A 25816-nucleotide genomic window follows, 5' to 3' on the forward strand; every position below is an offset into this window, starting at 1 on the left:
CTCAGGCGCTCAAAGCATGAGGTCGTCGAGGCGCTCATTGATCCGGCGGGGCACTTCCAGTTCAACTTCCCTGACAGCCTGACGAATGGCTGACAGCATGGCTCGCTCGTTGGCGTTGCCATGGCTCTTGATAACCACGCCCTGCAACCCGAGCAGGCTGGCGCCATTGTGACGGGAGGGGTCCATCAACCGAAGCAGCCGGCCAATAATCGGCCTGGCCAGCAGACCAACCAGCCTGCCGTAGAGATTCCGGGTGAAAGCCTGCTCCATCAACTCAATCAGGAGTCCGGCAACGCCTTCACCGGTTTTCAGGGCGATATTCCCGACAAACCCGTCACACACAACCACATCGGCCACATCCCGGAACAGATCGCTCCCCTCCACGTAACCGATGTAATTGACAGTGTCGCACTGGGCCAGCATGTGAGAGGCCAGACGGACCTGCTCATTGCCCTTGATCTCTTCTTCCCCGACATTCAGCAAGGCCACCCGGGGTTCCGCCTGCTGGCAGATAGCCGAGGCCATCAGGGAGCCCATCAGGGCATACTGATAGAGATTTTCGGCGGTTGAATCGACATTGGCACCAAGATCAAGGACGTGACAACGCCCGCGGAGAGAGGGAATCAGCTTGGCGATAGCCGGTCGCTCTATGCCCGGATACATGCGAATGATGGTACGGCCAAACGCCATCAGGGCGCCGGTGTTCCCGGCACTGACACAGCCCTGAGCTTCGTCGTCACGGACCAGACTCAGGGCAATGGCCATGGATGAGTTTTTCTTGTGACGGAGCGCATGGGACGGGCGCTCATTCATGCGCACCACATCTGCCGCCTCAACAATGCGGATTCTTGCATGCCCCTCACGCAACAAAGCCTCAAGCTCGCTCCGGACTCCGACCAGAACGATGCTCAAGGCTTCGTTTTCACGCACCGCCTGTAGCGACGCAGCAACCACAACCGCGGCTCCGCGGTCGCCACCCATGGCGTCAATCGCAATGGTGACCGGCTTCACCGTTCTGCCATCCGATTCCGTGCGGTGCATAGCGACAACGAGATTACTCGTCGCGTGCTTCGATTACCTGCTTACCACGGTAGAAACCGTCTGGAGACACGTGGTGACGACGATGAACTTCACCGGTGGTCGCGTCGGTGCTCAGAGCGGCAGTGCTCAGAGCGTCGTGTGAACGGCGCATGCCGCGCTTGGAACGGGTTTTGCGATTCTTCTGTACAGCCATGATTATGCTCCTGACCTGTTAACGTAAACTTTGTATTACTCGGAAAGTAACGTGTGTTCGTTTGATGGGCGCCGGCTTCCCCTCAGGAAACCCGCGCCCGGTTAATGCTTTGTCTTCTTGAGATCCGCCAGCACGCTGAACGGGTTCTCGCCCGACTTTCTCACTGGCGGTGCCGCGGAGCCCTCAGGCTCGTAAGCCTCCAGATCTTCCCGGGCCGGACACTCATTCCGATCATGAAGCGGGAACGGTGGCAGTACCAGCAACAGCTCGTCTTCTGCCATTGACCAAAGATCTGCACTGAAATCATCGGTCAGGTAAGGCTCAAGCTCGTTCGGCAGCTGTTTCGCCTGTTCATCACTGGTTACCAACCCCAGGCTGAACCGGGAAACCAGTGTCGCGCCCATGGAACCCATGCAGCGCTGACACTCCAGCTCCACCGGAGCCTCCAGCTCACCCGAGACAACACGACGACGCTCACTGTCCATATAAAAGGACAACTTCACCCGACACGCAGCATTCTCTGAAAACCCCAGAACAGCTTCCCGGAAACGGCCAAGCCCGCTGAGGGGAATGATTCCCTCCAGAGTGCTGTTTTGTTCCGCCAACCGGTAAGGATCAACAGATTTGGGTAACTCGGCGTTTGGCGCTTTTGACATAGGCGCGCAATTTTAGGGGCGCAGCCCTCTAGTGTCAAAGACTTCGTTGCTTTTTGGGCAGGGGTTCCCGTGCAGGTAAGTGTAATTTACGATAAGCGCACTCCAGTTCTTCCTCCCCGCTACCCCAAGGACAATACACATGAGGCAAAACCCCCTGCTGCTGGCCTCGTCGTCACCTTACCGCAAGGTGCTTCTGGAACGGCTCGGCCTGCCCTTCAGTTGCGCCAGCCCTGATATTGACGAAACACCAATTCATGACGAAACCGGGGAGGCGCTGGCAACCCGCCTGGCGGAGACCAAGGCCAGGGCCCTGACAGAGCGATTTCCCGGCCACTGGATTATTGGATCTGACCAGGTAGCCTGCCTGCCGGATGGCTCCATACTGAACAAACCCGGAAATCACACACAAGCCAGGTACCAGTTACGCCAGAGCAGCGGCCACAGGGTCCTGTTCCTCACTGGTCTTGCACTGCTGGACACGGATTCTGGAAAACTGGAGCATCACTGCGAACCTTACACCGTTCACTTCCGACAGCTGACCGACGCGGAAATTGAAGCCTATCTGCGACGGGAACAACCCTATGACTGCGCTGGCAGCTTCAAGATGGAAGGCCTTGGCATCACTCTTTTTGAAGCACTGGAAGGCCGGGACCCGAACAGTCTCGTAGGACTACCACTGATTGCCCTGAACGACATGCTGCGACGCTGGGGCCGGAATCCGCTGCTGGAAAACCGGCCTGATGCGCCCCGGGTTTAACGAAGCTCCAGACGGGACTCCATCAGCTGACTGGCAAAGCCCGTCCCGAAGGCAACGCCAAGCTGGTCAACAATGTCCTGGAGCGGCGATTTGCGACGACTGTAATCCACCAGCTCTTCCTGGCCGATAATCTGCCGGGCGACGTGCGAAGCGCTGCCCACCCCATCCACCAGGCCGAGCTCGACCGCCTGGTCGCCGCTCCAGACCAGACCGCTGAACAGACGCTCATCATCGGCCAGCCGATCACCCCGACCCTGCTTTACCGCCTCAATGAACTGTTGATGGGTGTTTTCGAGCACACTCTGCCAGAACATCACTTCTTCTTCCTGCTCTGGCGAAAAAGGATCAAGGAAGGCCTTATTCTCACCCGCTGTGTACAGGCGTCGATCAACCCCAATCTTTTCCATCACACCGGTAAAGCCGAAGCCACCGGCAACAACGCCAATGGACCCCACAAGGCTGGCACGATTGGCGTAAATCTCATCGGCGGCCGAGGCGATATAATAAGCCCCGGAAGCGCCGATGTCGGAAATCACGGCGTACACTTTCTTTTCCGGATATTCTTCACGCAGCCGCTTTATTTCATCGTATACGTACCCCGACTGAACCGGGCTTCCGCCGGGGCTGTTGATTCGAAGAATCACCGCCACCGAGTTTGGCTCCTCAAAAGCAGAACGAAGCGAACCGACAATATTATCGGCGCTCGCCAGCTCATCCGCCGCTATCGGGCCGTTAATCTCAACCAGGGCGGTATGCTTACCAGAGACACTGCTCAAAGTGTCTCCGAACGGAGCCTTCAGCATGAAAAGCAACGCAATCAGATAACCGAAGGTAAGGAGCTTGAAAAAAATCCCCCACCGGCGGCTTCTACGCTGCTCGGCCTGGAGCGACATCACCAGTTTTTCAATGAGTTTCCAGTCCCGGCCGGACTCCGGCGGCAATTTTGGCGACTTGCGGCCAAACAACGGCTTACTGTCCTTTTCAGGCTCCACTGGCTCATCTCCCCAATCAGGGGACTTATCGGAATCCCAGTCACTCATTCATTCATCCTGTCAGCAACATCGATTAAATTGGCTAATCCGGCTCGCTCAGAGCCCAAGTACCCGGCGCAGGCCGGGCACGGTATCAACAATGGCATGGGGCGAATAGTCACCCAGAACATCACGCTTGTGTACGCCCCACTCGACACCGATGGAAGGCATTCCGATACGCCGGGCCATTTCGAGATCGTAGCGGGTGTCGCCGACCATTACCGCTTCGGCCGGCTCAATTCCGTAGAAATTCAGAATCTGCTCGAGCATTGCAGGATCCGGCTTTGAGCGGGTCTCATCCGCGCACCGGGTTATCTCGAAATAACTGCCAAGCCCGCTGGAAACGAGGGCCGAATCGAGCCCCCGACGGCTCTTGCCGGTGGCGACGGAACAGCTGCGACCAGAACCGCGAAGGTCAGCCACCACATCCGCCATACCCTCAAACACATTCTGGGGCGTGGTGGTCTTGCTGAAGAAGTAACCCGCATAGCCCTCCCGGATACTATTCATCTCGTCACAACTGATGCCCGGATAAAGTTTCTCCAGCGCTTCGACCATACCAAGACCGATTATATCCCGGTAGGCCTCACGCTCCAGGGCCGGGTAACCCAGATCGGTCGCCGCCTGATGCAGGCTGTCGGCGATGTGCTCGACCGAATCCACCAGCGTCCCGTCCCAGTCAAAAATAACCACTCTGACGTTCATTGACCTGTTCCTTTAATGCGTGCCCCAAGTTTTTCCAGCGCCTCGCTGAATGCATCGTCGTACGGGGCCTCAAGGCGCACGGCCTCCCCCGACACGGGCAAGGTAAATTCGAGAGCCCTGGCATGAAGCATCAGGCGCTGCCCACCGATCGCCCTGAACGCTTTCAGGCTGACATCATCCATATACTTGTCGTCACCTGCAATCGGATGACCCGCCCAGGCACTGTGAACCCTGATCTGGTGTGTTCGCCCGGTTATGGGTGAGGCCTCCACCAGGCTGTAGCCCTGGTAACGATAAAGGCAGCGGAAGGTAGTCAATGACGCTTTCCCCGATTCGTCAACCTTCACCCGACGCTCGCCATTGGGCATCTCGTAACGCAGAAGGGGGACATCAACCCGGTCAACACTGGCCTGCCAGTCACCGGCCACCAACGCGTGGTAGTGCTTTCTTACCCGTTTCTGGCGAAGTTCGTCCTGCAGATAGCGCAGTGCTGAGCGCTTCTTGGCCACCATAACCAGGCCGGACGTGTCACGATCCAGCCGGTGCACAAGCTCCAGAAACTTTGCCGATGGCCGGGCCGAACGCAAGACTTCAATCAGACCGAAACTCAGGCCACTGCCGCCATGAACGGCAATGCCGGAGGGTTTGTTGACCACCAGCATCTGTTCATTCTCGAAAATGACCGCGGCCTCAATGACCCGCTGCACCCGGGAGCCGGGCGCGACCTGCTCCGGCTTTTCCTTGCGAATTACGGGAGGAATCCGCACCTGGTCACCGGTTTTCAGCCGGGTGTCTGGCCTCACCCGACCCTTGTTGACCCGAACCTCGCCCTTTCTGACCACGCGGTAGATAATACTTTTCGGCACGCCGCGCAGCTGCGCCAAAAGAAAATTATCCACCCTCTGACCTTCATTGTCCTCACCCACAGTGACCCACCGCACCCCCTGGCGAACGTCGCCGCGGTGTGCCACCGCCCCACCACCACCCCTTCCCATGGGCGATGGTGCCGCCTTGTCGGGCCTGACTCTGGCTGGCTTCTTGTTCGCGGGCTTGCGGGACATGGAATTCCTATGGTGGTGACATGAATGCAGGATTGAACGACAACCTGAATACTGTTATATTCCGGCGTGCTCTGCCGTTTGTCTACGGCCTGATCAACTCAAGTCAGAAGCCGGAGCGGCAGAAGTATACCGACACTATTCGAGAGTTTGAACGCCGTGCACCCAATCACTACCGGGAACGGCGAAGTAAATGCTCCCGGAGTACCAGGCCAGATCTTGGAAAGACTGAACCCTGTCCCCGGGAGAAGAAAAAACCGCGCAGAAAACCGCGGGCGACATCGCGAAGAATCACTGCCACGCAGGGCCGGGCCGTCCAGCTTACGAATACGACGTGAGACCCAGGCACCTGAGTGAACCTGAAAACGGATAACATGCGTCAACAGACACGAACCTTACACGACCTCTCCCTGCCTACAGGCAGTCGGATCGTCGGCGTTGGTCTCAGACCGAAAGGATCAAACCCCCGAAGGGTCTGATTCGTCTGGCCGCCGGTCCGCCCTTGACGTAACAGGGCCCGCGGTACGCACATCCTGCTTCGCTGATGCGATCCCCTCTGGTTTTCTGTCAAACTAAACGACAGGAACTCTTTCTTTCCATGAAAAGAATGCTTATCAATGCAACTCACCCTGAAGAGTTGCGCGTAGCTCTGGTTGACGGCCAGCGTCTGTTTGATCTTGACATCGAATCCAGCTCCCGCGAGCAGAAGAAAGCCAACGTATATAAGGGTCGCATTACCCGCGTTGAGCCCAGCCTCGAAGCTGCGTTCGTTGATTTCGGTGCCGATCGCCACGGCTTTCTGCCCCTGAAGGAAATCTCCAAGGAGTACTTCAAGAAATCCCCGGGTCAGATTGAGGGCAAGATCAACATCAAGGATGTGGTCTCTGAAGGCCAGGAAGTCATCGTCCAGGTGGACAAGGAAGAACGTGGTAACAAGGGCGCTGCCCTGACGACCTTTATTTCCCTGGCCGGCCGCTATCTGGTACTCATGCCCAACAACCCCCGTGCCGGTGGTATTTCCCGCCGCATTGAGGGCGACGAGCGGGCCCAGCTCAAAGATGCCATGAACAATGTCCAGATACCGAAATCCATGGGCATCATTGTTCGTACCGCAGGCATTGGCCGGACCACCGAAGAACTGCAGTGGGATCTGGATTACCTGGTTCAGTTCTGGGAAGCCATCTCCCAGGCCGCCGGCGAACGCAAGGCGCCGTTCCTGATTCACCAGGAAAGCAACGTTATTATCCGTGCCGTACGTGACTACCTTCGCCAGGATATTGGCGAGGTTCTGATCGATTCCGATGGCGTACATGAGGACGTACTGAATTTTGTCCGCGCGGTAATGCCAACATTCGAGAACAAGATAAAGCTTTACAAGGACGAAATCCCCCTGTTCAGCCGTTATCAGATCGAAGGCCAGATCGAGACCGCGTTCCAGCGGGAAGTGAAGTTGCCTTCCGGCGGTTCAATTGTTATCGATCCAACCGAAGCACTGGTTTCCATCGACATCAACTCCTCCCGCGCCACCAAGGGCCACGACATCGAGGAAACCGCCCTCCAGACCAACCTGGAAGCGGCCGAGGAAATCGCCCGCCAGCTGCGCCTGCGTGACATGGGCGGCCTGATTGTCATCGATTTCATCGATATGACCCCAGCCAAGCACCAGCGGGAAGTTGAACAGAAGATGCGTGAGGCCCTGGAAATTGACCGGGCCCGGGTTCAGGTTGGCAAGATCTCGCGATTTGGCCTGCTTGAGATGTCCCGTCAGCGTCTGCGCCCCTCCCTCGGGGAAACACGCAGTGAGGTTTGTCCTCGTTGCGAAGGCCAGGGCACCATCCGGGGCATTGAATCCCTCGCCCTGAGCATCATGCGCCTGATCTACGAAGAGTCCTCGAAAGACAAGACCGGCGAAGTGCGGGCTGTCGTTCCCGTGTCCGTTGCCACTTTCCTTTTGAACGAAAAGCGCAAGCAGCTGGCAGATATCGAGGCGCGCCAGGAAGTGAGCGTCGTCGTGGTTCCCGTGCCACACATGGAAACACCGCACTTCGAAATCGTCCGGATGCGCGACGATGAAACAACGCCCGAGCATATCTCCAGCCACCAGGTGGCCCAGGAATACAGCGAGCGTGAAGAGGAAATCTTCGAAGCTCCGGCCGCGGAAAAACCGGTTCGTGAACAGGCAGCCGTACGGGCGGTTCGCCCCAGTGCACCCGCGCCCACTCCGGCACCAAAGGCTGCCGAAGCCGTCGATCAGGAAGAAGGCCTGTTCCGCCGCCTTGGCCGCAAGATTGCCTGCTTCTTCAGCGGAGAAGAAGAACAGCAGACCGAGACCAGCGAAAAGAGCAGGAGCCAGCGTGAGGAACACCGCAATCAGGGCCGCCAGGATCGTCGCAAATCCCGCGTAGCCCGTGGTGACGACCAGCGTTCCGGCGGCAACCGCAGCGGCAACGAACGTCGTCAGGGCGGCCCGCAAAGCCGTGGCGAGGATAACCGCGGTCGCAACCGCAATCGCAACGATGACCCGAACCGCGGAAACCAGAATCGCCAGAGCCCCGAGACCAAGGACAGCGACACCAAAGGCGACAACAAAAGCGACGGCAAGGGCGCTGACAACCGCCGGGATAACCGCCGGGACAACCAGGGCCGTGGGCGCAACAAGCCTCAGCGAGACCAGAAAGATAGTCGGGACCAGAAGGACAACGGCCCACAGGAAAGCGCTGCCAAGCCAGCCGGTGGCGAAAAAACCGCATCTGACGAAAAGCGTCGCAAGCCCCGCCGTCAGCGTAATCGCGATGGCTCTCCGGCGGAAAACCCGGCCTCCACACCAGCGGATCGCAAGGCTGTCCGAAGCGAAAAGCACCAAAAGGATACCCAGCCGGAGGTTAGTTCCGAAGGCGACAAGCCTGCGGTGAAAGCCGGGCAGCCACGGGATAGCCGTGAAAAGGCTTCTGAAAAACCTGAAAACAAGGCAGCCACGCCGATTCAGAAGGACGCGCCGAAGCAAGATCCGAAACAGGGCCAGGCCGACCAGCCTGCTGCTTCAGAAGCGTCTTCTGACAGCCAGGCTCCAGAGCAGCCGAAAGAAGCACCGAAAGCCGCTGACCAGCCGACCGGGAAGACCGGCGACGCTGCTGAGTCCGGCAAAAGCGCGGAGCCCCCTCAAAAGGCAGAAGACAAGAGCGCCAAGCCTTCAGCTGCGGATCGAAAGCCATCAGCGGCTGGGAAAAAGCGCTCCGCGGCCGATAAAAAGCCCTCTGCTCCGGAGAACGAACCCGCAGCCGAAAGCGCTGATCAGGCACCGAAAGTCGAAGCGGAAAAGAAGGCAGAAGCTGAACCAAAGCAACCGGCCAAGGCCGAAAAAGCGCCTGAGACCGCTTCCGGGCAACCGGCCGGCAGCTCTGAAGCGCCGGCCCCTGCCGAAAAGCCGCAAGCGGCTGACGAGCCGGCACCGCAGTCCACCGCTCCGAAAAAGGCGGCGCCGAAAGAGCAGCCCGAACCGAAGCCGTCTCTGGCCGCAGATGCGCAGCCTGAAAAGACTGAGAAGCCTGCGGCTGAGGCCGCGAAAACGGACGAATCTCCCGAAACACCGGCAGCCAATATTCCTGTTACACCAGGACGTGCCTACAATGACCCCCGAGAGGTCCGCAAGCGCCAGAAGGCTGCGGAAGAGGCCAAAAAGGCCGGGAGTAACTAACTGATGCTATCGAACTCCGACATAGAGGCGCTGGAAGACATTCTCTTTGCCGAACCCTGGGGCGATGACGCCCTGGATTTCTTCGGCTTCCACGGGGTTGTCTGCGCCAGCGTCGTTGGCCCGGCTGAACTGGGGGCGGAAGAAATCTTCCGCCTCGCCACGGGTATCGATGAGGCGCCCGATGGCGGGGTTCCTGAGGTGTTCAGGCGCTGTGCCGAGCAGTTGGCCGGAGGCATGGCCCACGCGTTGGATATGGGCCAGGCTCTGGAATTACCGGAACCGGAAGACGGCGACCCCATGAACGCGTTGGAGAATTGGTGTGCCGGGTTCGTGGATACCTTCCTGGAGCACGAAGAACAGTGGCTGGACGCTGCCAGCGAAGAGGAAACCGCCGACCTGATGGTGCCCATGCTTACGCTGTCAGGATTGTTCGATGACGAGGATTTTCAAAAGGTTCGCAACAGCGACAAACTGTCCCGGCAAATGGCCGATGCCATTCCCGATTCACTGACCGATCTGTATCTCCTGTTTCACGCGCCGGATTAAACCGGCGCAGGACTCAGAATTGGCTGCCTGAATGAATGCCAGACCGGCTCAAGCCCGTCTGGCATTTTCGTGATGCGACCAAGCTCACACCAGGGTGCTCCGGGAAAGTGAAAATCACTGCCCTGAGATGCCAACAACCCTTCCCTTCGGCACAGCTCCGCCAGAAATCCCAGATCCCCGCTGGACTGCCCCGAGGTGGAAACTTCAATCGCCTGCCCTTCCGCTCTCCGGAAATCGGCTGTCAGCTCCCGGAGTTTGGTAGCAGTGAGCTGGTATTTCCGTGGATGGGCAAGAACGGCAATTCCGCCCGCCTCATTAATCCAGCGAACCACCTCCGGCAGTTCCGGCCAGTAGGCTTTTACGTCACCGGCCTTGCCGTTGCCGAGGTAACGCTTGAACGCCTGCGCGGAGTTACGCACGACACCCTCGCCAGTCAGGACTGCGGCAAAATGCGGACGGCCCGGGACATCGCCGCCTGCAGCAGCAGTTGCCTGTTCCAGCAGATCATCGATGCCAAGCTTGCTCAGCCGTTCGGCAATCATCCTTGCCCGGGCCCAGCGATTCTCGTTTTGCTGCGCCAGGGCGCCCTGGAATCCGGCACTGTCCGGATCGAAATCCAGCCCAACAACATGAATGGTACGGCTTTTCCAGAGGCAGGACAGTTCCACCCCGGGAATCAGGGTGACACCATGCTTTCCGGCCGCATCCCAGGCTTCGGCGAACCCGCCAATCGTGTCATGATCCGTCAATGCAAGGTGGCTGACACCCCGCTCGGCCGCACGCTCAAGCAGCGCCGACGGCGATAGCGCGCCATCCGAGGCGGTACTGTGGCAATGCAGGTCGATGCACAAAACCGGGTCTTGCGGTATAGTCACGAAACATCCTGAATCAGAGGGTAACGGGCGATATGCCACGGTGGGACATTGTACCACCCATCCCTGGCGCCGCACGACTGCTGATTATTTGCCAGCCAGTAACGTTAGGAACTTCAATCCGGAGAGCTGAATGTATTACGCCATTATCAGTGAAGATGTCGAAAACAGCCTGCCACTGCGCCAGACGGCGCGACCCGCTCACACTGAGCGCCTGCAGGCACTGAAAGCCGAGGGCAGATTGCTTGTTGCCGGCCCGCACCCCGCCCTGGACACACCGGAACCGGGTGAGGCTGGCTTTACCGGCAGCCTGGTGATTGCGGAGTTCGACTCACTGGAGGCAGCACAAGCATGGGCAGATTCTGACCCCTACATTGAGGCCGGCGTATACGAGAAGGTTACCGTGAAGCCGTTCAAGGCTGTATTACCGTGATCGCCTCCGTTGCAGCATGAGTTTATTGTAATGATGGCTCGCTTGCACAGCAGGGCATCTGTGACAAAATTGCGCTTTTAATCATGCGCGGACTTCATCCAGAGAATTTCAGGGAACGTAACCAGTGACGCTTTTTCGCCTCGCCATCAGTGTGTTGTTTGCAGTGTCGTCAATTGCCGTTGCCCAGGCGAAAACGGTCTGGGTGGACGATCAGCTGTACCTTCCGGTGAGGTCTGGCGCAGGTACCCAGTACCGGATTATCGAGAATGCCGTGCCCAGTGGGACGCCCCTGGAAGTGCTCGATGCCTCCGATTCGGCTTACACCCTGGTTCGCACCCCCAAGGGTACGGAGGGCTGGGTCTCCAGCCAATATCTGAGCGAAACACCCATCGCCGCCGACCGTCTCCGGACAGCCAACCAACAGCTGGAAAATACCCGTGCGGAGCTCGCCCGGGTAAAAGAGCAACTGACCCAGGTAACCAACGAACGGGACGCTCTTGAAAACTCTGAATCGTCGCTTTCGAATCGCTCCCAGGAACTCCAGGAAGAACTTCAGCGCATCAAGAGTATCGCATCCGACTCTATCAATCTGTCGCGCCGCAACCGCGAACTCCTCGAGGAAAACCAGAAGATCCGCAACGACCTTGAGATCCTTACCGCGGAAAACGAACGCCTCGAAGCCAGCAAGGAGTATGACTTCATGCTACTCGGTGCCGGCCTGGTCCTCGGCGGTGTGTTGCTGGCACTGATTATTCCGATGCTCAAACCAACAAGAAAAACTGACAACTGGGCCTGATGCCATGAAGGATTACTCGGAAAAGCGCGACTTTCACCGTATGCAGGTGAACTCTGAAATCGAAATTACCGACAGCCAGGGTAACAGGTTCACCGGCGTCTGCCGCGACCTGAGTGCAGCCGGCATGCAGCTCTATGTCGAGCGCGAGGTAGCCGTTGGCGAAGAACTGCAAACGGTCCTCCACCCCACAAGCGATCAGTTTCCTCCACTGGAAACCGTGTGCGAAGTCATTCGGTGTGAACCGGAGGGTGAAGGCTACCTGCTCGGAACGAACATCAGCGAAGTGACTCGCTGAACAAGAAACGGCGGCCAGCAGCCACCGTTTCTTGTTCCTGCAAGATGGCTTCTGGCTCAGACCAGGGGCTTCTCCGAAACAACAATGCCGTTATTGTCGGCATAGACATAATGACCCGGGTGGAAGGTTACACCGTGGAAGGTAACCGGCACATTCAGGTCGCCAAGGCCGCGTTTTTCACTTTTCCGGGGATGAGTCCCCAGGGCCTGAACGCCCAGTGCGGTGTTACCAATCTCGTCTACGTCCCGGACACAGCCATAGATAATCAGGCCGGCCCAGCCATTGCTGGCGGCCTTCTCCGCCAGCATGTCGCCCAGCAGTGCATGGCGCCTTGAGGCACCACCATCCACCACCATAACCCGACCATTGCCGGGCTGGCCAACCTGTTCCTTCACCACGGAATTGTCTTCAAAGCATTTCACGGTAACGATCTCGCCGCCAAACGCCTTGTTACCGCCGTAGTTGTTAAAGCCGGGCGCCACAACCTGCACTTCCGGAAACTCGTCGCACAGGTCCGGGGTAATAATCTGTGTCACTTTGTCGTTCTCCTTCATCCTGGAAAATGAACTCAGTCGATCTTTTCGTCGGCCAGGAAAAACCAGGTATCCAGCACCGAATCCGGATTCAGGGAAACGGAATCAATGCCCTGATCCATCAGCCACTTGGCAAGATCCGGATGATCCGATGGCCCCTGCCCGCAGATACCAATGTACTTATCTGCTTTCTTGCAGGCCTGAATGGCGCTGGCCAGCAATGCCTTGACGGCGTCGTTACGCTCATCGAACAGGTGGGCGATGATGCCGGAATCCCGGTCCAGCCCCAGGGTAAGCTGAGTCAGATCATTGGAACCGATGGAGAAGCCGTCAAAATGCTCAAGGAACTGTTCGGCCAGAATCGCGTTGGCCGGCAGCTCACACATCATGATCACACGAAGGCCGTTCTCACCCCGCTTCAGACCATTCTCCGCCAGCAGGCTAACCACCTGTTCCGCCTCACCAACGGTGCGAACAAACGGCACCATCACTTCCACATTGGTCAGCCCCATCTCGTTGCGCACCTTTTTCAGGGCGCGGCATTCCAGCTCAAAGCAATCGCGGAACGTTTCGGAGATGTAGCGGGATGCGCCACGGAAACCCAGCATCGGATTTTCTTCATCCGGCTCGTACAGGGTGCCGCCAATCAGGTTGGCGTACTCGTTGGACTTGAAGTCCGACAGCCGCACAATGACCTTTTTCGGCGCAAACGCGGCTGCCAGGGTGGAAATACCCTCCACCAGTTTGTCCACGTAGAAATCGACCGGAGACGAATAGCCCGAAATGCGTTTTTCAACGGTCTGCCTGATGTCCCGGGGCAACCCGTCAAAGTTCAGCAGGGCCTTGGGGTGCACGCCAATCATCCGGTTGATGATGAACTCGAGGCGGGCCAGGCCAACGCCTTCATTGGGCAACCCCTGGAAATCAAAGGCACGGTCCGGGTTGCCGACGTTCATCATGATCTTGAACGGAATATCGGGCATGGAGTCAACGGTATTTTCCCGCAGCTCGAAGTCCAGGGCACCTTCGTAAATCAGACCGGTGTCGCCCTCGGCACAGGAAACCGTCACTTCCTGACCATCTTTCAAAACCTCGGTCGCGTCACCACAACCGACCACCGCCGGAATACCCAGCTCACGGGCAATAATGGCTGCGTGGCAGGTACGACCGCCTCGATCCGTCACGATGGCGGAGGCCCGCTTCATGACCGGTTCCCAGTCCGGGTCGGTCATGTCTGTCACCAGCACGTCGCCGGCCTGAACGCGATCCATTTCCTTGATGCTGGTAATAACCTTCACCGGGCCGCTGCCAATCTTGTGGCCGATACTGCGACCTTCCACCAGCACATTGCCGGTTTCGTTCAACAGGTACCGCTCCATCACGTTGGCGGAGGCGCGGCTCTTGACGGTTTCAGGACGGGCCTGAACGATGTAGATCTTGCCGTCGTCGCCATCCTTCGCCCACTCGATATCCATCGGGCGCTGGTAGTGCTTCTCGATAATCATCGCCTGACGGGCCAGATCTTCCACCTCGGCATCGGTAATGCAGAAGCGGTTACGCTCGTCCTGCCCAACCTTGACCGTTTCCACGAACTGGCCTTCACCGGGGCTTGAATGGTAAACCATCTTGATGGCCTTGCTGCCCAGGTTGCGGCGCAATACCGCCGGGCGCCCAGCCTCCAGTGTCGGCTTGTGGACATAGAATTCATCGGGGTTCACGGCACCCTGGACAACGGTTTCGCCGAGGCCATAAGAGGCCGTTACAAAAACCACATCCCGGAACCCGGATTCGGTGTCGAGGGTGAACATAACGCCACTGGCCGCGGTTTCACTGCGAACCATTTTCTGAATGCCGGCAGAAAGAGCAACCATCTTGTGATCGAAACCATGGTGGACACGGTAAGAGATGGCCCGGTCGTTGAACAGCGAAGCAAACACTTCTTTAACCGAGGTGCGCACCTGCTGCAGCCCCACCACGTTCAGGAAGGTTTCCTGCTGGCCGGCAAACGAGGCATCTGGCAAGTCCTCGGCGGTGGCTGAGGAACGGACCGCAACGGCCATGCGATCATTGCCATCCTGAAGCGCTGAGAACGCCTCTTCCAGGGCCTTTTCCAGGACATCCGGGAAGGGTGTGTCAATAATCCACTCACGAATCTGAGCGCCTACACGGGCCAGCTCGTTGACATCATTGATGTCCAGAGCATCCAGGACATTATCGATTCGCTCTTTCAGGCCGTCTTTGGCCAGAAATTCGCGATAGGCGTGTGCTGTCGTGGCAAAACCACCTGGAACGGTAACACCTGCGTTGGCGAGATTACTGATCATTTCGCCGAGGGAGGCGTTCTTCCCGCCCACCCGGTCGACATCGGACATTCCCAGGTGATCAAACCAGATAATGTAATCTTCCAAAGCACGTCTCCCTTGAGTCTATGAAGCAAAGAGCAAAACCGGGCCAGCGGTATCAAGCGGTAAAAGCAGGCAATATCCACTGCGGGGTCTCGAACTTGGCGTGTATGATACTGTAACCCGCGGAAATTACCTAGGGAACCACCCGCTGAATACGGAACCGGACGATACATCATGAAACGCACTGCTTTTTTCATTTCCGATGGCACCGGCCTGACTGCCGAGGCACTGGGGCACAGTCTTCTGGCCCAGTTTGAAAAAATCGAGTTTGAACGGGTGACCGTTCCCTACATTGCGGACGAAGAAAAAGCCCGCGAAATGGTCACACGCATCAACAAGGCCGCCGAAACAGACGGCGCAAGGCCACTGGTTTTCGACACCATCGTGAACAGCGACATCCGGGATATCATCTCCACAGCCGAGGGTTTCATGGTGGATATTTTCGGAACCTTTCTCAAACCCCTGGAGCAGGAGCTGCAGTCATCTTCTTCCTACACCGTGGGAAAATCTCACTCAATCAATAACGAGGGCAGTTACGAGCGGCGGATCAAGGCCGTCAATTTTGCGCTGGATAACGACGATGGCGCCCGGACACGATATTACGATGAAGCGGACCTGATTCTGGTGGGTGCTTCCCGAAGCGGAAAAACCCCCACCTGCCTCTATCTCGCGCTGCAATACGGCGTCAAGGCCGCCAATTATCCGATTACCGAGGAGGATCTGGAGGATCAGCAGATCCCGGGCGCCCTGAAGCCCCACAAGGAGAAAGTCTTCGGGCTGACCATCGATCCCGAGCGCCTCGCCACCATACGCAACGAGCGCCGCCCCAACTCCCGGTATTCCTCAATCAGGCAGTGCATGCATGAAATCGAGGAAATCGAGCTGATGTACCGGCGTGAGCGCATTCCCTACCTGAATACCACGGCCTATTCAGTGGAAGAGATTTCGACACGGATTATGGTGAGCACCGGGCTGAAGCGGAATCGCTGAAGGGGCGGGAAAAGTGAAAAAGGGGTCATGAAAAAGGGGTCAGATGAAAGCGTTCATCTGACCCCTGTGTGTCCTGCGTTGCACTTCTGCTCTACAGTTCCTGAATAGCCAGGCCGAGTTTCTCCACCCTGGCCCGGTTCTCGGGACTGGTAACAACCGCGGTACTCGCCTTCTCCGGCATCAACCAGGTACTGGCGACACGCCTGATGTCCTCCAGGGTAACTGCCAGAACGCGCTCCCGGAACCGGGCCCTCTGCTCAGGGGAACGACCAAACAGCTTGTTGTGGAACGCATGGCGGGCTGCACCGGCCGGAGAGCGGGGCCGGTCCAGCTGGCCGATGACCCCGAGAATCGACTCTTCGAGCTCCTGGTATTCGTGGTCCGTTTCCTGCAGCCAGATCAGCGCCTTGTCGAAATCCTCCAGGGTCTCTTCCAGGCGGGGATCCCGGTAGGAGAAGAACCGGAAGGTTCCGTTCACGCTGTCCTGCCCGGCACCACCACCGTAGGCGCCACCCTTTTCACGGATGGCACGGTGCAGGTAACCGTTACGCAGGAAACCACCAAGCACGGTCAGCGCCGCTGCATCCGGGTGGTCTACCGGCACAGTACTATAAGCCCTGGCACAGAAATTCACTTGCGTAGACGTCAGCCAGGCCTCTCGGGTGGTATAGCTGACCGGCTCCATTTTCCAGTCAGAGCTCTCTGGCGCGGATGCTTCCTGCCAGCAGGATTTGAGATCGTCAACCATGGCCGGAAGCTGCTCTTCCTCGCCAATCACCAGGAATTCCCGCCCCTGGTTACTGATTTTCTTATGAAGGGCTGACAGTTTCTCGCACAGCGCCGCCAGCTCTTCCGGATCCTTCAGGGCCTGATCCAGCTGCTTGGTGCCCCGGATTCCAGCCAGACCGCCGAGGCGGAATGACAGCCAGGCCCCCGGGCTCATACCCTGGGAGGCCGCGCTCATGGCCAGGGCATGACCACTGCCTGTGACCGCCTGCTCGCGGCGGGCACGGATCTGGGCAATGAGTTCCCGAACCCGCTCTTTCTCATCAAAGCGGGCACTGGTACAGACGTCACGGAGCAACCGGGTCAATGCGCTGCGATTACGGGCCAGAGCCTTGCCATTAAAGATGATGTAACCGGACAGGTCCTGAACATCGTCGATACGCCCCTTGGCACTGAATGCGGCTCCAATGCCGCCGGATTCCGCGGAAATACGGTCCTGCATCCGCAGGTAGTCCAGCTCTCCGCAACCCACCTCGGAGACCAGGGTGGTGTAATACGGTACCAGCAAAAGCTCCTCTTCTGTGAGCGCCGGCACCGGCACCACCACCTGCTCATACACCAGGCCATTGGTTCCGCGGGCATAGGCCGTTGCCGACATCTCGCCGTCGTAACGGCCTTGTGGCTCCGGCATTTGCAGTGGCACATCCGACAAATCGACCTTCGGCAGAATGGAGTCGTCGTCCTTGCGCATCTGGCGCTCTTCCAGCGCGCCGGCGCGCTCGACAATCATCCGCACCTCATCCCCGGTAAGTTCGGCCTTACGACGAGCCAGCGCTTCCCGGACAGCGTCCTGGCGATGGCTCTCCAGCTTTTCGTCCGGGCGCAGTGTGAGTGTCACCCTGTGGGGGTTTTCCAGCAGCTTTTTGCGAATCAGGCCGGGCACATACCCGGGATTCCGGATCTTCTCTCGGAGTGTTGCCAGCACCGGCTCCAGATCGAGCAATTCAACCGGGTCGCCGCCGTGAACCATCGGACCAATCGCGCTCATGATCAGTTGCAGACCATAGGGGAACTGGTCACCGGCGATTTCACGCTGATGCAGTTCCAACTGGTGCAGGATGGCTTCCAGCCGTTCCTCACTGACGCCCTCCTCCACTACCTTGAGCAGCGTTGCCTCGACCAGTGCTTCCAGTTCTTCGTGTTTGCCGGGTTCGCTGCCTTCAATACCGCAGACGAAGGTCATCTCGCGATTGGAATCCTCCAGGCCACACATGGGCGATGGCGAGTGGCCGAGCCCGGTGGTTTCCAGGGCCCGCATCAGGGGCGAGGCACTGTTTTCGAGAAGTACTGCGGAAAGCAGCTGCCCTTCCAGGTTTTCCTGAAGATCGAAGCTGTGGCCCAGGAGCCAGCCAACAACGATGTGGGTCTTGTTGTCTGTACCCTCACCTTCGTTGACCGCATAGCCCTGTTCCACCCGAACCGGAGCATACATGCGCTTTTCGTCCCGGACCGGCAGGTCAATGTCGAGCCGGTCAAAGCGCTTTAGCGCCAGCTCCTCGAACTTTTCATGGTGCTCGCGAGCCGGAATATCGCCGTAGGTGGCAAAAATCGCGTTGCTGGGGTGATAGTGGTGGCGATAGAACTTCATCAGGTCATCGTAGCTGAGGTCGACAATATGGTCCGGTTCACCACCGCTGTTGTAGTGATAGGTGGTGGTGGGGAACAGATGGCTGCTCAGACTCTGCCATAGCTGGGATGTGGGCGAACTCATGGCACCCTTCATTTCGTTATAGACAACCCCCCGATAGACCAGATCGGTGGAAGGATCTTCCGGCTTTTCGAATTCCAGGCGATGGCCTTCCTGGGCGAAATCCAGCGGATCCAGCTTGGAAAAAAACACACAGTCCAGATACACCGACAGCAGGTTGTTAAAATCTTTCCGGTTCATGCTGGCAAAGGGATACGCGGTCCAGTCGCTGCTGGTAAAGGCGTTCATGAAAGTATTCAGTGACCGCCGGATCATCATGAAGAACGGATCGCGAACCGGATAACGTTCGCTGCCGCAGAGTGCGGTATGCTCAAGAATATGGGCAACGCCGGTGGAATCCATCGGGAAGGTACGCAGGGCCACGAAGAACACGTTCTCATCGTTATCTGCCGCCAGATGCAGGTGCCGGGCCCCGGTTTTCTTGTGGCGATACTCCTCAACCTCGAGATTGAGCGTGTCAATCCGGTGACTGCGAAGCTTCTCAAAGGCCGGGTGGGTTGCGTTGTCGATCACTGCAGCCATTCAATCTATCCTGTCTTTAAACAATTGGAGAATTGTAGGGTAACACGTAGTATCGATTATCATGCATCACTCCCGTAGCGATAAGGTACCCCACCAACCCATGACAACACCTGCACCTCATACCAAGGCTGTTGATGCCCCCGAGGTCGCTGCCTACTGGGCAGAACGACGCCGATATCTCAACCGCATACGAATGATTCCGGAAACCAGACAGCGTTTCTGGCGGGAAGTTGCCATCTACCTGCTCCGTCGTGTGCTCTGGTCATTCGGATTTTTCCCGGTATTCCTGGCCTTCTGGATTCCGTTCGTGATGGCCAGCTTCAACCCTGTTGTCATGGCATCCGATCTGATTCCTCTGCTGGAGGATTTCGTCAATTCCAACCCGGAGGTGCAGGCCACCACCATCAGTAGCCTTTTGATTGCCTGGGCATCAATCGGATTCTTCTTCCTGGTGTTTGATTTTGTGCTCACCCCTTTTAAGTCGCCTTATGAATACGAAGCCGATGTGTACATGAAATCATGGGAACAGCTCAACCATGACCAGCTTCCGGATAAAGTGTGATTTGGCCTGCATTCTCGTTAACTCCAGACACTTTCTGTTACATAACGTTGCGCTCACTGGTTAAGATGAAGCGGTAGACAGAATTCCGAGAATGCAGGATTAAGAGGTTCCGCCATGGTCGATTTCAGACCACTTCTGTTCATCAACGCCCTGGCGCTGATGTTGCTGGTCACCGCCGGGTTCGCATCGGTCCGGGACGAGCTGCGGATGACAGAAATCTTCGATCCCCCCATCATGGACCAGGCCGTTGCCGCTGAAGCTGTTGCAACCGGCAAGCCGCCAGCACCCGCGCCGGTTGAACCGGCACCTGCAAATCCCGCAAATACAGTGCAGGCCCGTACCAAAGCCCGTCAGCCCGTTGTCGATACCACCCCGTTCACCGTACCGCCCATGCCTGAAGAGCCCACGGTTCTGGCGGTCGCCGAACCGCCCCTGGCAATGGCAACTCGCACGGACGCCGCTCCGTCGGCGCAAAAGCCGGCTCGCAACAAACCCGGGAAGCAACCACCAACCACCGGGACACTGGTGCTTCGCTCGAACGTTGTGGGCGACCAGGTCACCATCAACGGTAAGGATTACGGCGCAACCCGCCTGGATCTGGAACTGGAACCGGGCCGGTACGATGTCACCATCAGCAAGACCGGCTTTAAACCCTGGAGCCAGTACGTTGCCCTGGAGGCCGGCAACGAGATGACGCTGGTCGGCAAACTGGAAGCCTACACGACGGTAAATTTCCGCAACGGGACCTGGATCGGTGGCGTGCGCACCGGCGACGGCACCTACGAAGACTCCGATGGCCTGCGCTATGAAGGGCATTTCGTGAATGGCGGGTTTGATGGTCAGGGCACCGCCTGGTATCCCGACGGCAGCCGGTATGAAGGCGAATGGTCCGGCGGCAAGCGTGAAGGTGAAGGCGTGTGGCGCAGTGCCGACGGTGCCCGCTACTCAGGGGAATTCCGGGCGGACCAGTTCAACGGCAAAGGCACACTGACCCTGGCGAACGGGGATATCCTCACCGGCCACTGGCAGCAGGGCCAACTCAATGGCCACGGCTCACTGACCACCGCTGACGGCATGCTCTACGTCGGCGGGTTCCGTAACGATGAATTCCACGGCACCGGCACACTGACTTACCCGGACGGACGCCACTATGAGGGTGAATTTTCCAACGGAGCCTTCCACGGTACCGGCTCCGAGGTCTTCGCCAATGGCAAGAAGTACGAGGGCCAGTACATCGAAGGGAAGTTCCATGGCAACGGGCTGTTAAGGAACCCGAATGGCAGCTCCATTGAAGCCACTTTCCGTCATGGCGAGCCCTATGGACAGGTTCGCCTGACCACGGCGGCGGGGGAAATCTTCACAGCCCGCACAACGGAACCCGGTGTCTGTTATCGGGACAAGAGCTACCGGGCTACCGAATGCCCGAAACTGGAAGGCTGGTAATCACGCCGGCCCGATAACAAACGCGTTTGCAGTAAACGATTGAGGTAGTGACATGGCGATCAAGAACGCTCTGCTGGTGGACGACTCCAAGGTGGCCCGATTTGCCCTGAGCAAACTGCTGGAGGATCGTGATATGGAAGTCAACATGGCGGGTTCGGCCGAAGAGGCCCTGGATTTCCTGAGCAGTCATGACCGGCCGGATGTGATCTTCATGGATCACCTGATGCCAGGCATGAACGGCGTCGAAGCCACCAAGGCCATCAAGTGCAACCCCCAGACAGCGGGCATTCCGATCATCATGTGCACGTCCAAGAAATCCTCCTCCTTCATGGAAGAGGCAAAGAACTTCGGCGTTTACAACATCCTGACCAAACCGCCCCAGACCGATGGCCTCAGCCAGGTTCTGGATCAACTGGCCAGCGATGTCACCAAGGGGACGCTGCCTGAGCCACCCACCGAAGAGGCCGCCCTGGCCCGGGAAGACGACCTGCTGAATGTGCCTGCAGATGCCTCGGTCGAACTCTCACCCAAAACCGGAGGTTCCGCGAGCCGGAGCAGCACCCAGGCCAACGTTGTCCCGCTGACCAGCGACCTCATTGAGCAAATTGCCCGCTCCGCTGTTAAAACCCATATCAACAACCGGCTGCACGAGCTGCTCAGCTCCCTCTTTGATGAGCAGTTTGACCACCTCAAGCGCGCTCTGGACGAATCCCGCAGCAAACAGGAGGCGGTCATTGAGGAACGCCTCAATACCGTTTCCGACATGGTCGAAGAGCGCACGAAAAATCTGCGGGATGACGTTGCCGCCGAAGTTAATCTCAATCTGGGCAGCGAGCTTGCGGTGCTGAAAAAAGAGCTGAAAAAGAATTCCGGGTTTACCAGCGAACACATGGCCGAACTGAAGGATCACATCACCAGCGTCCAGACCATTGATACGGAGTTCTGGCAAACCCTGCAATCCGAGGCGATTCAGCAGGCCCACGAGATTTCCCGGGAAACCGCGGAAGACATCGCCCAGCGCACCATCGATCTGTTCGTTGCCCAACAGCGGTCAGCGTCGTCCCGGGTCTATACCGTTGGCCTGGCCGTCAGTCTTGGCATCTTCAGCGTCGGAATCGCATGGTTGTCGGGCCTGTTTGGCTGAGCAAGGCTCTGATTCTTTGCCAGTCGGCCAGGGTGTCCACATCGTCGCGGACCCCCGGTATGTCCACCCGGGTTGCCCTCACATCCGCCAGTAACCGTCCGGCTCCACGGTCCCCTTCCAGATCCAGTACCAGGGGCCACAGCCAGCGAGGCAGATAGGCCGGAACACCGGGCCGGCTGCCGTAATCCGCCGCGATTGGTTGCTCAGGAACATAACGCGCGGCATTCCCAAACGCCTTCAGGGCATTCAGATCCAGCAGTGGCTGATCCGCCAGCAGCACAAAGACTCCTTTCGCCGTGGGCCCCAGGCTGCGGATTCCGGCAGCCAGCGACGCCGACATCCCCTCATGCCAGTCTGGCGCTTTCAGCCATAGCGACGGTTGCCTGTGGCAACGAAAACGGATCAAAGGGTACCAGGCGCCACAAACTACCCTGACATCACGGCTCAATAGCCGGCCCTGGTCAATGGCAGCGTCCAGCAGGATTTGCTTGCCCTCACCTCCACCGACGCCAAGGGGCAGAAGCGCCTTGGGCCGCCCAATTCGGCTCGAAGCACCGGCAGCCAGTATCAGTGCCGGAAATTCCTGATCGTTGATCCGTTTGCGGAAGTTTATGACGTTGCGCCCGATAGCGATAAGTAATGGTCCCCGGCACTCAGCCAGACTGCTGTACCCGGGGATTTTTGCTAGAATTCGTCCATCAATCAACCATACCCGCCCGGAAATTTGATGAACCATCTGTTTGTAGACAACCTGACCGTTATTGATTTCGCGTATCTGGACCCGACAAGGGGGCTGGTAGGCGAAAGCTGGATTGCGGATGTGGTGCTTGGCGGGGAGCTGGACGAACAGGGAATGGTGTTCGACTTTAGCAACGTGAAGCGCACCATCAAACGGGTTATCGATGAGCGCGTCGACCACCGGCTGGTGATTCCGCGTGGCTACCAGGGTTTGTCCCGGAACGAGGAGCAGCCGGACACCTTCAACTGGGCGCTGACCGATGGCGCCGAGATCATTCACCGCTCGCCGGACGAAGCCATCGTCTGGTTGTCGGCGGAACGGGTCGTACCTTCTGCAGTGGCTGCCCTGCTGGAACAGGAGATCAAGGCGGTGCTTCCGGCGAACGTAACCTCTGTAGAAATCCATCTTCGGGAAGAGGAAATCGACGGTGCTTACTATCACTACGTGCATGGCCTGAAGAAGCATCTCGGCAACTGCCAACGCATCGCTCATGGCCATCGCTCCCCGATTCGCATTGATCGCAACGGGCACCGGGATCATGACCTGGAGCGTCGCTGGGCGAAGCTTTGGCGCGATATTTACGTGGGCTCAGAAGAAGACGTGGTACGGCGCCATGTGGGTGACGACGGCATTCGGTACGTGACCTTCGAGTATGAGGCCAATCAGGGGGAGTTTGCGCTGACACTGCCCGAGGAGCGGGTTTACATGCTGGATACCGATACCACGGTTGAGCTGATTGCGGCGCATATTGCCGACAAGCTCAAGGTGGAGTTTCCCACTGACACCATTCGGGTCAAGGCTTACGAAGGTGTGGGCAAAGGGGCAATCGCTGACCGTTGATTGAACTTGGGGTCAGATGAAAACGGGGTCAGATGAAAACTTCATCTGACCCCGTTTTCATCTGACCCCGAATTCAGGCACAAAAAAACCGCCCGAAGGCGGTTTTTTTGATGGCTTTCCGGTGGACTAAACCGTCAAGCCGTATTGGCGTCCCCTAGGGGGTTCGAACCCCTGTTGCCGCCGTGAAAGGGCGGAGTCCTAGGCCACTAGACGAAGGGGACTGGAAATTGGTGGAGCCAAGCGGGATCGAACCGCTGACCTCAACACTGCCAGTGTTGCGCTCTCCCAGCTGAGCTATGGCCCCTCAACGGCTGCGTATATTAAGGATCCGCCCTATGGGCGTCAACCTTTTGCACATACTTTTTTCAGTTTTCTGAACATCCCTGTTCAGGCCGTCTATTAATTCACCAAAGCGGTTATCAAATACCCAGTGCGGCGTATTCTTTTTCCACTTTCCTGGTTTCTTTCTTGGAAAAACCGCCCATCACCTCCAGCGCGTGCCGCAGTCGTGAACGGGTCATGTCCGGGCCAAGGAGGGCCATGGAGTCCATCACTGACCAGGAGTTGGGTGTGCCGGCAATGGCCACGAAGATGGAGAACATGAAGTCGCCCATTTTCAGGTCCATGGCTTTGGCCAGGGCCTTGATGTCAGCAAAGATGGTGTCTTTGCTCCAGTGGCGCTGGGCTTCAAGCTTCCACAGGCTGAACTGCAGGACGCGCTTGATCTGGGCCTCTTCGAGCTTGTTGTGGGCGAAGTCTTCCGGCTTGAGGTTGAGCGTGCCGGAGAACATGAACTGGGCCATGGGCGCCACATCAGAGAACACCTCTGCCCTGCCCTTGATATGAGGCACCAGGGCGCTCAGAGCGTCTTCGTTGAACCACCACTGGCGCATGCGCTCCATGAACTGCTCTTCGGTCAGCTCATCCCGCAGCCATTGGCCGTTGAGCCAGCGAAGTTTTTCCACATCGAAGACCGGGCCACCCAGGGAAACACGCTGGATGTCGAAGTTCTCGATCATTTCGTCCAGCGTGAACTTTTCCCGCTCGTCAGGCATGGACCAGCCCATGCGCCCAAGGTAGTTGGTAACCGCTTCCGGCAGAAAACCCATGCGCTCGTAGAAATTGATACTGGTCGGGTTCTTGCGCTTGGAGAGCTTGCTCTTGTCCGGGTTGCGCAGCAGCGGCAGGTGGCAAAGCACCGGCATGTCCCAGCCAAAGTACTGGTACAACAATTTGTGCTTCGGCGCAGAGTTGATCCACTCCTCGCCCCGCAGAACGTGGGTAATTTCCATCAGATGGTCGTCGACCACGTTTGCCAGGTGGTAGGTTGGCATGCCATCAGATTTGAGCAGGATCTGGCAATCTACCTGGGCCCAGTCGATTTCAATGGTGCCGCGGAGCATGTCGTCGATCTCGCAGATACCCTCGTCGGGCACTTTCATGCGAATCACGTGTGGCTCGCCGGCATCCAGGCGGCGCTTTACCTCTTCTTCCGACAGCTCCAGGTTACCCTTGATTCCGGGGTTCAGGCCCTGGGCCTTGCGTTCTTCCCGGATGGCATCCAGTTCTTCCGGGGTACGGAAGCAGTAAAAGGCATGGCCGGCGGTGACCAGGTCCTCGGCGTACTGGCGGTAGGAATGCTTGCGCTCGGACTGCCGGTAAGGACCGTGGGGGCCACCCACATCGGGACCTTCGTCCCAGTTGAGCCCCAGCCAGCGCAGGGCCTTGAGGATGTCCTGCTCCGACTCCGCCGTGCTTCTGGCCTGGTCGGTATCTTCAATACGGAGGATGAACTGGCCACCGTGCTGGCGGGCGAAACACAGGTTGAACAGAGCCACGTAGGCGGTACCAACGTGTGGATCACCGGTGGGTGACGGAGCAATTCGGGTACGTACTGTCATGAAACCTTCCTGAAAAAGTCGGTGGCCGTTTGATAAATCCGGCATTATACCGGCCCTCAACAGGTTTCGCATGATCGGGGCGTTTCCGAGGCCAGATAAATCCCGGCATTGGCACCTTATTTTGCGACAATCACCACTTTTGCGACAAAAACCAAATATCTGTTAT

23 protein-coding genes and 2 tRNA genes are annotated in these 25816 nt (G+C 57.9%); 11 read left to right on the top strand and 14 right to left on the bottom strand.

The window, feature by feature from the left end; translation table 11 throughout:
- Positions 1–9: 9 nt before the first annotated feature.
- The 3 genes from plsX to AC13C0_RS19175 form a co-directional block, all read right to left on the bottom strand.
- On the bottom strand, positions 10–1011 hold the full coding sequence (plsX, locus tag AC13C0_RS19165; protein ID WP_376788069.1) for a phosphate acyltransferase PlsX: 1002 nt from the start codon (positions 1009–1011) through the stop codon (positions 10–12).
- Positions 1012–1054: 43 nt separating this feature from the next.
- Positions 1055–1234, bottom strand: a complete 180-nt coding sequence (rpmF, locus tag AC13C0_RS19170; RefSeq protein WP_117617515.1) for a 50S ribosomal protein L32 — start codon at positions 1232–1234, stop codon at positions 1055–1057.
- Between the two features lie 101 nt (positions 1235–1335).
- A complete protein-coding gene (locus AC13C0_RS19175) occupies positions 1336–1890 on the bottom strand; it encodes a YceD family protein (RefSeq protein ID WP_117617516.1) in 555 nt (184 codons plus the stop codon).
- A 139-nt stretch (positions 1891–2029) separates the two neighbouring features.
- Here AC13C0_RS19175 and AC13C0_RS19180 point away from each other — a divergent pair, with 139 nt between their 5' ends.
- Complete coding sequence (locus AC13C0_RS19180; RefSeq protein WP_482954898.1) at positions 2030–2647, top strand: Maf family protein; 618 nt, start codon at positions 2030–2032, stop codon at positions 2645–2647.
- On the opposite strand, the gene AC13C0_RS19185 is transcribed toward AC13C0_RS19180, so the two are convergent.
- Genes AC13C0_RS19185 through rluC form a run of 3 tightly spaced genes read right to left on the bottom strand, consistent with a single transcriptional unit; the run spans position 2644 to position 5378 of the window.
- A complete protein-coding gene (locus AC13C0_RS19185; protein ID WP_117617518.1) occupies positions 2644–3687 on the bottom strand; it encodes a S49 family peptidase in 1044 nt (347 codons plus the stop codon). The genes AC13C0_RS19180 and AC13C0_RS19185 overlap by 4 nt on opposite strands.
- 48 nt (positions 3688–3735) lie before the next feature.
- Positions 3736–4383 carry an HAD family hydrolase gene (locus AC13C0_RS19190; protein ID WP_117617519.1) on the bottom strand — a complete coding sequence of 216 codons (648 nt, stop codon included), beginning with the start codon at positions 4381–4383 and terminating at the stop codon, positions 3736–3738.
- Positions 4380–5378, bottom strand: a complete 999-nt coding sequence (gene rluC / locus AC13C0_RS19195; protein WP_482954916.1) for a 23S rRNA pseudouridine(955/2504/2580) synthase RluC — start codon at positions 5376–5378, stop codon at positions 4380–4382. Before rluC ends, AC13C0_RS19190 begins: the two co-directional genes overlap by 4 nt.
- A gap of 661 nt (positions 5379–6039) precedes the next feature.
- Here rluC and rne point away from each other — a divergent pair.
- Together rne and AC13C0_RS19205 are read left to right on the top strand one after the other, a co-directional pair.
- Entirely contained in the window at positions 6040–9135 is a 3096-nt protein-coding gene (rne, locus tag AC13C0_RS19200) for a ribonuclease E (RefSeq protein WP_482954899.1), read from the top strand.
- Between the two features lie 3 nt (positions 9136–9138).
- On the top strand, positions 9139–9681 hold the full coding sequence (locus AC13C0_RS19205; protein ID WP_117617522.1) for a YecA/YgfB family protein: 543 nt from the start codon (positions 9139–9141) through the stop codon (positions 9679–9681).
- On the opposite strand, the gene AC13C0_RS19210 is transcribed toward AC13C0_RS19205, so the two are convergent.
- On the bottom strand, positions 9678–10556 hold the full coding sequence (locus AC13C0_RS19210; RefSeq protein WP_482954900.1) for a PHP domain-containing protein: 879 nt from the start codon (positions 10554–10556) through the stop codon (positions 9678–9680). The genes AC13C0_RS19205 and AC13C0_RS19210 overlap by 4 nt on opposite strands.
- A gap of 130 nt (positions 10557–10686) precedes the next feature.
- On the opposite strand from AC13C0_RS19210, the gene AC13C0_RS19215 reads away from it, so the two are divergent.
- From AC13C0_RS19215 to AC13C0_RS19225, 3 genes are all read left to right on the top strand, one after another.
- Complete coding sequence (locus AC13C0_RS19215; RefSeq protein WP_117617524.1) at positions 10687–10986, top strand: YciI family protein; 300 nt, start codon at positions 10687–10689, stop codon at positions 10984–10986.
- 124 nt (positions 10987–11110) lie between these two features.
- Entirely contained in the window at positions 11111–11782 is a 672-nt protein-coding gene (locus AC13C0_RS19220; protein ID WP_117617525.1) for a TIGR04211 family SH3 domain-containing protein, read from the top strand.
- Positions 11783–11786: 4 nt separating this feature from the next.
- Positions 11787–12077: a PilZ domain-containing protein gene (locus AC13C0_RS19225; protein ID WP_117617526.1), complete on the top strand. Its 291-nt coding sequence runs from the start codon at positions 11787–11789 to the stop codon at positions 12075–12077.
- 56 nt (positions 12078–12133) lie between these two features.
- Here AC13C0_RS19225 and rraA read toward each other — a convergent pair whose 3' ends face one another.
- Both rraA and ppsA read right to left on the bottom strand, forming a co-directional pair.
- The gene (gene rraA / locus AC13C0_RS19230; protein WP_117620278.1) at positions 12134–12613 is read right to left on the bottom strand and encodes a ribonuclease E activity regulator RraA; all 480 of its coding nucleotides are present in this window, start codon (positions 12611–12613) and stop codon (positions 12134–12136) included.
- Positions 12614–12645: 32 nt separating this feature from the next.
- Positions 12646–15018: a phosphoenolpyruvate synthase gene (gene ppsA, locus AC13C0_RS19235; protein ID WP_117617527.1), complete on the bottom strand. Its 2373-nt coding sequence runs from the start codon at positions 15016–15018 to the stop codon at positions 12646–12648.
- 171 nt (positions 15019–15189) lie between these two features.
- Between ppsA and ppsR the strand changes: the two genes are divergently transcribed.
- Positions 15190–16005, top strand: a complete 816-nt coding sequence (gene ppsR, locus AC13C0_RS19240; RefSeq protein WP_117617528.1) for a posphoenolpyruvate synthetase regulatory kinase/phosphorylase PpsR — start codon at positions 15190–15192, stop codon at positions 16003–16005.
- Between the two features lie 91 nt (positions 16006–16096).
- Here the strand turns inward: ppsR and AC13C0_RS19245 are convergent, their stop codons facing one another.
- Positions 16097–19021 (bottom strand): insulinase family protein, encoded by a 2925-nt coding sequence (locus AC13C0_RS19245; RefSeq protein WP_341582183.1) that lies wholly within the window; start codon positions 19019–19021, stop codon positions 16097–16099.
- 100 nt (positions 19022–19121) lie between these two features.
- Here AC13C0_RS19245 and AC13C0_RS19250 point away from each other — a divergent pair, with 100 nt between their 5' ends.
- From AC13C0_RS19250 to AC13C0_RS19260, 3 genes are all read left to right on the top strand, one after another.
- Positions 19122–19583 (top strand): hypothetical protein, encoded by a 462-nt coding sequence (locus AC13C0_RS19250; protein WP_117617530.1) that lies wholly within the window; start codon positions 19122–19124, stop codon positions 19581–19583.
- Positions 19584–19697: 114 nt separating this feature from the next.
- On the top strand, positions 19698–21026 hold the full coding sequence (locus AC13C0_RS19255; protein WP_117617531.1) for an MORN repeat-containing protein: 1329 nt from the start codon (positions 19698–19700) through the stop codon (positions 21024–21026).
- Positions 21027–21078: 52 nt separating this feature from the next.
- The gene (locus tag AC13C0_RS19260; RefSeq protein ID WP_117617532.1) at positions 21079–22170 is read left to right on the top strand and encodes a response regulator; all 1092 of its coding nucleotides are present in this window, start codon (positions 21079–21081) and stop codon (positions 22168–22170) included.
- Here AC13C0_RS19260 and AC13C0_RS19265 read toward each other — a convergent pair.
- Positions 22130–22906 carry a nucleotidyltransferase family protein gene (locus AC13C0_RS19265; RefSeq protein ID WP_117620279.1) on the bottom strand — a complete coding sequence of 259 codons (777 nt, stop codon included), beginning with the start codon at positions 22904–22906 and terminating at the stop codon, positions 22130–22132. The genes AC13C0_RS19260 and AC13C0_RS19265 overlap by 41 nt on opposite strands.
- Here AC13C0_RS19265 and AC13C0_RS19270 point away from each other — a divergent pair.
- A complete protein-coding gene (locus tag AC13C0_RS19270) occupies positions 22898–23749 on the top strand; it encodes a 6-pyruvoyl trahydropterin synthase family protein (protein ID WP_117617533.1) in 852 nt (283 codons plus the stop codon). The two genes, AC13C0_RS19265 and AC13C0_RS19270, sit on opposite strands and share 9 nt — an antisense overlap.
- A gap of 145 nt (positions 23750–23894) precedes the next feature.
- On the opposite strand, the gene AC13C0_RS19275 is transcribed toward AC13C0_RS19270, so the two are convergent.
- The 3 genes from AC13C0_RS19275 to gltX form a co-directional block, all read right to left on the bottom strand.
- Positions 23895–23970, bottom strand: a tRNA-Glu gene (locus tag AC13C0_RS19275).
- Positions 23971–23977: 7 nt separating this feature from the next.
- Positions 23978–24053, bottom strand: a tRNA-Ala gene (locus tag AC13C0_RS19280).
- Positions 24054–24168: 115 nt separating this feature from the next.
- Positions 24169–25650: a glutamate--tRNA ligase gene (gene gltX, locus AC13C0_RS19285; RefSeq protein ID WP_117617534.1), complete on the bottom strand. Its 1482-nt coding sequence runs from the start codon at positions 25648–25650 to the stop codon at positions 24169–24171.
- Positions 25651–25816 lie beyond the last annotated feature (166 nt).

The sequence above is a fragment of the Marinobacter sp. B-21 genome (assembly GCF_056857895.1).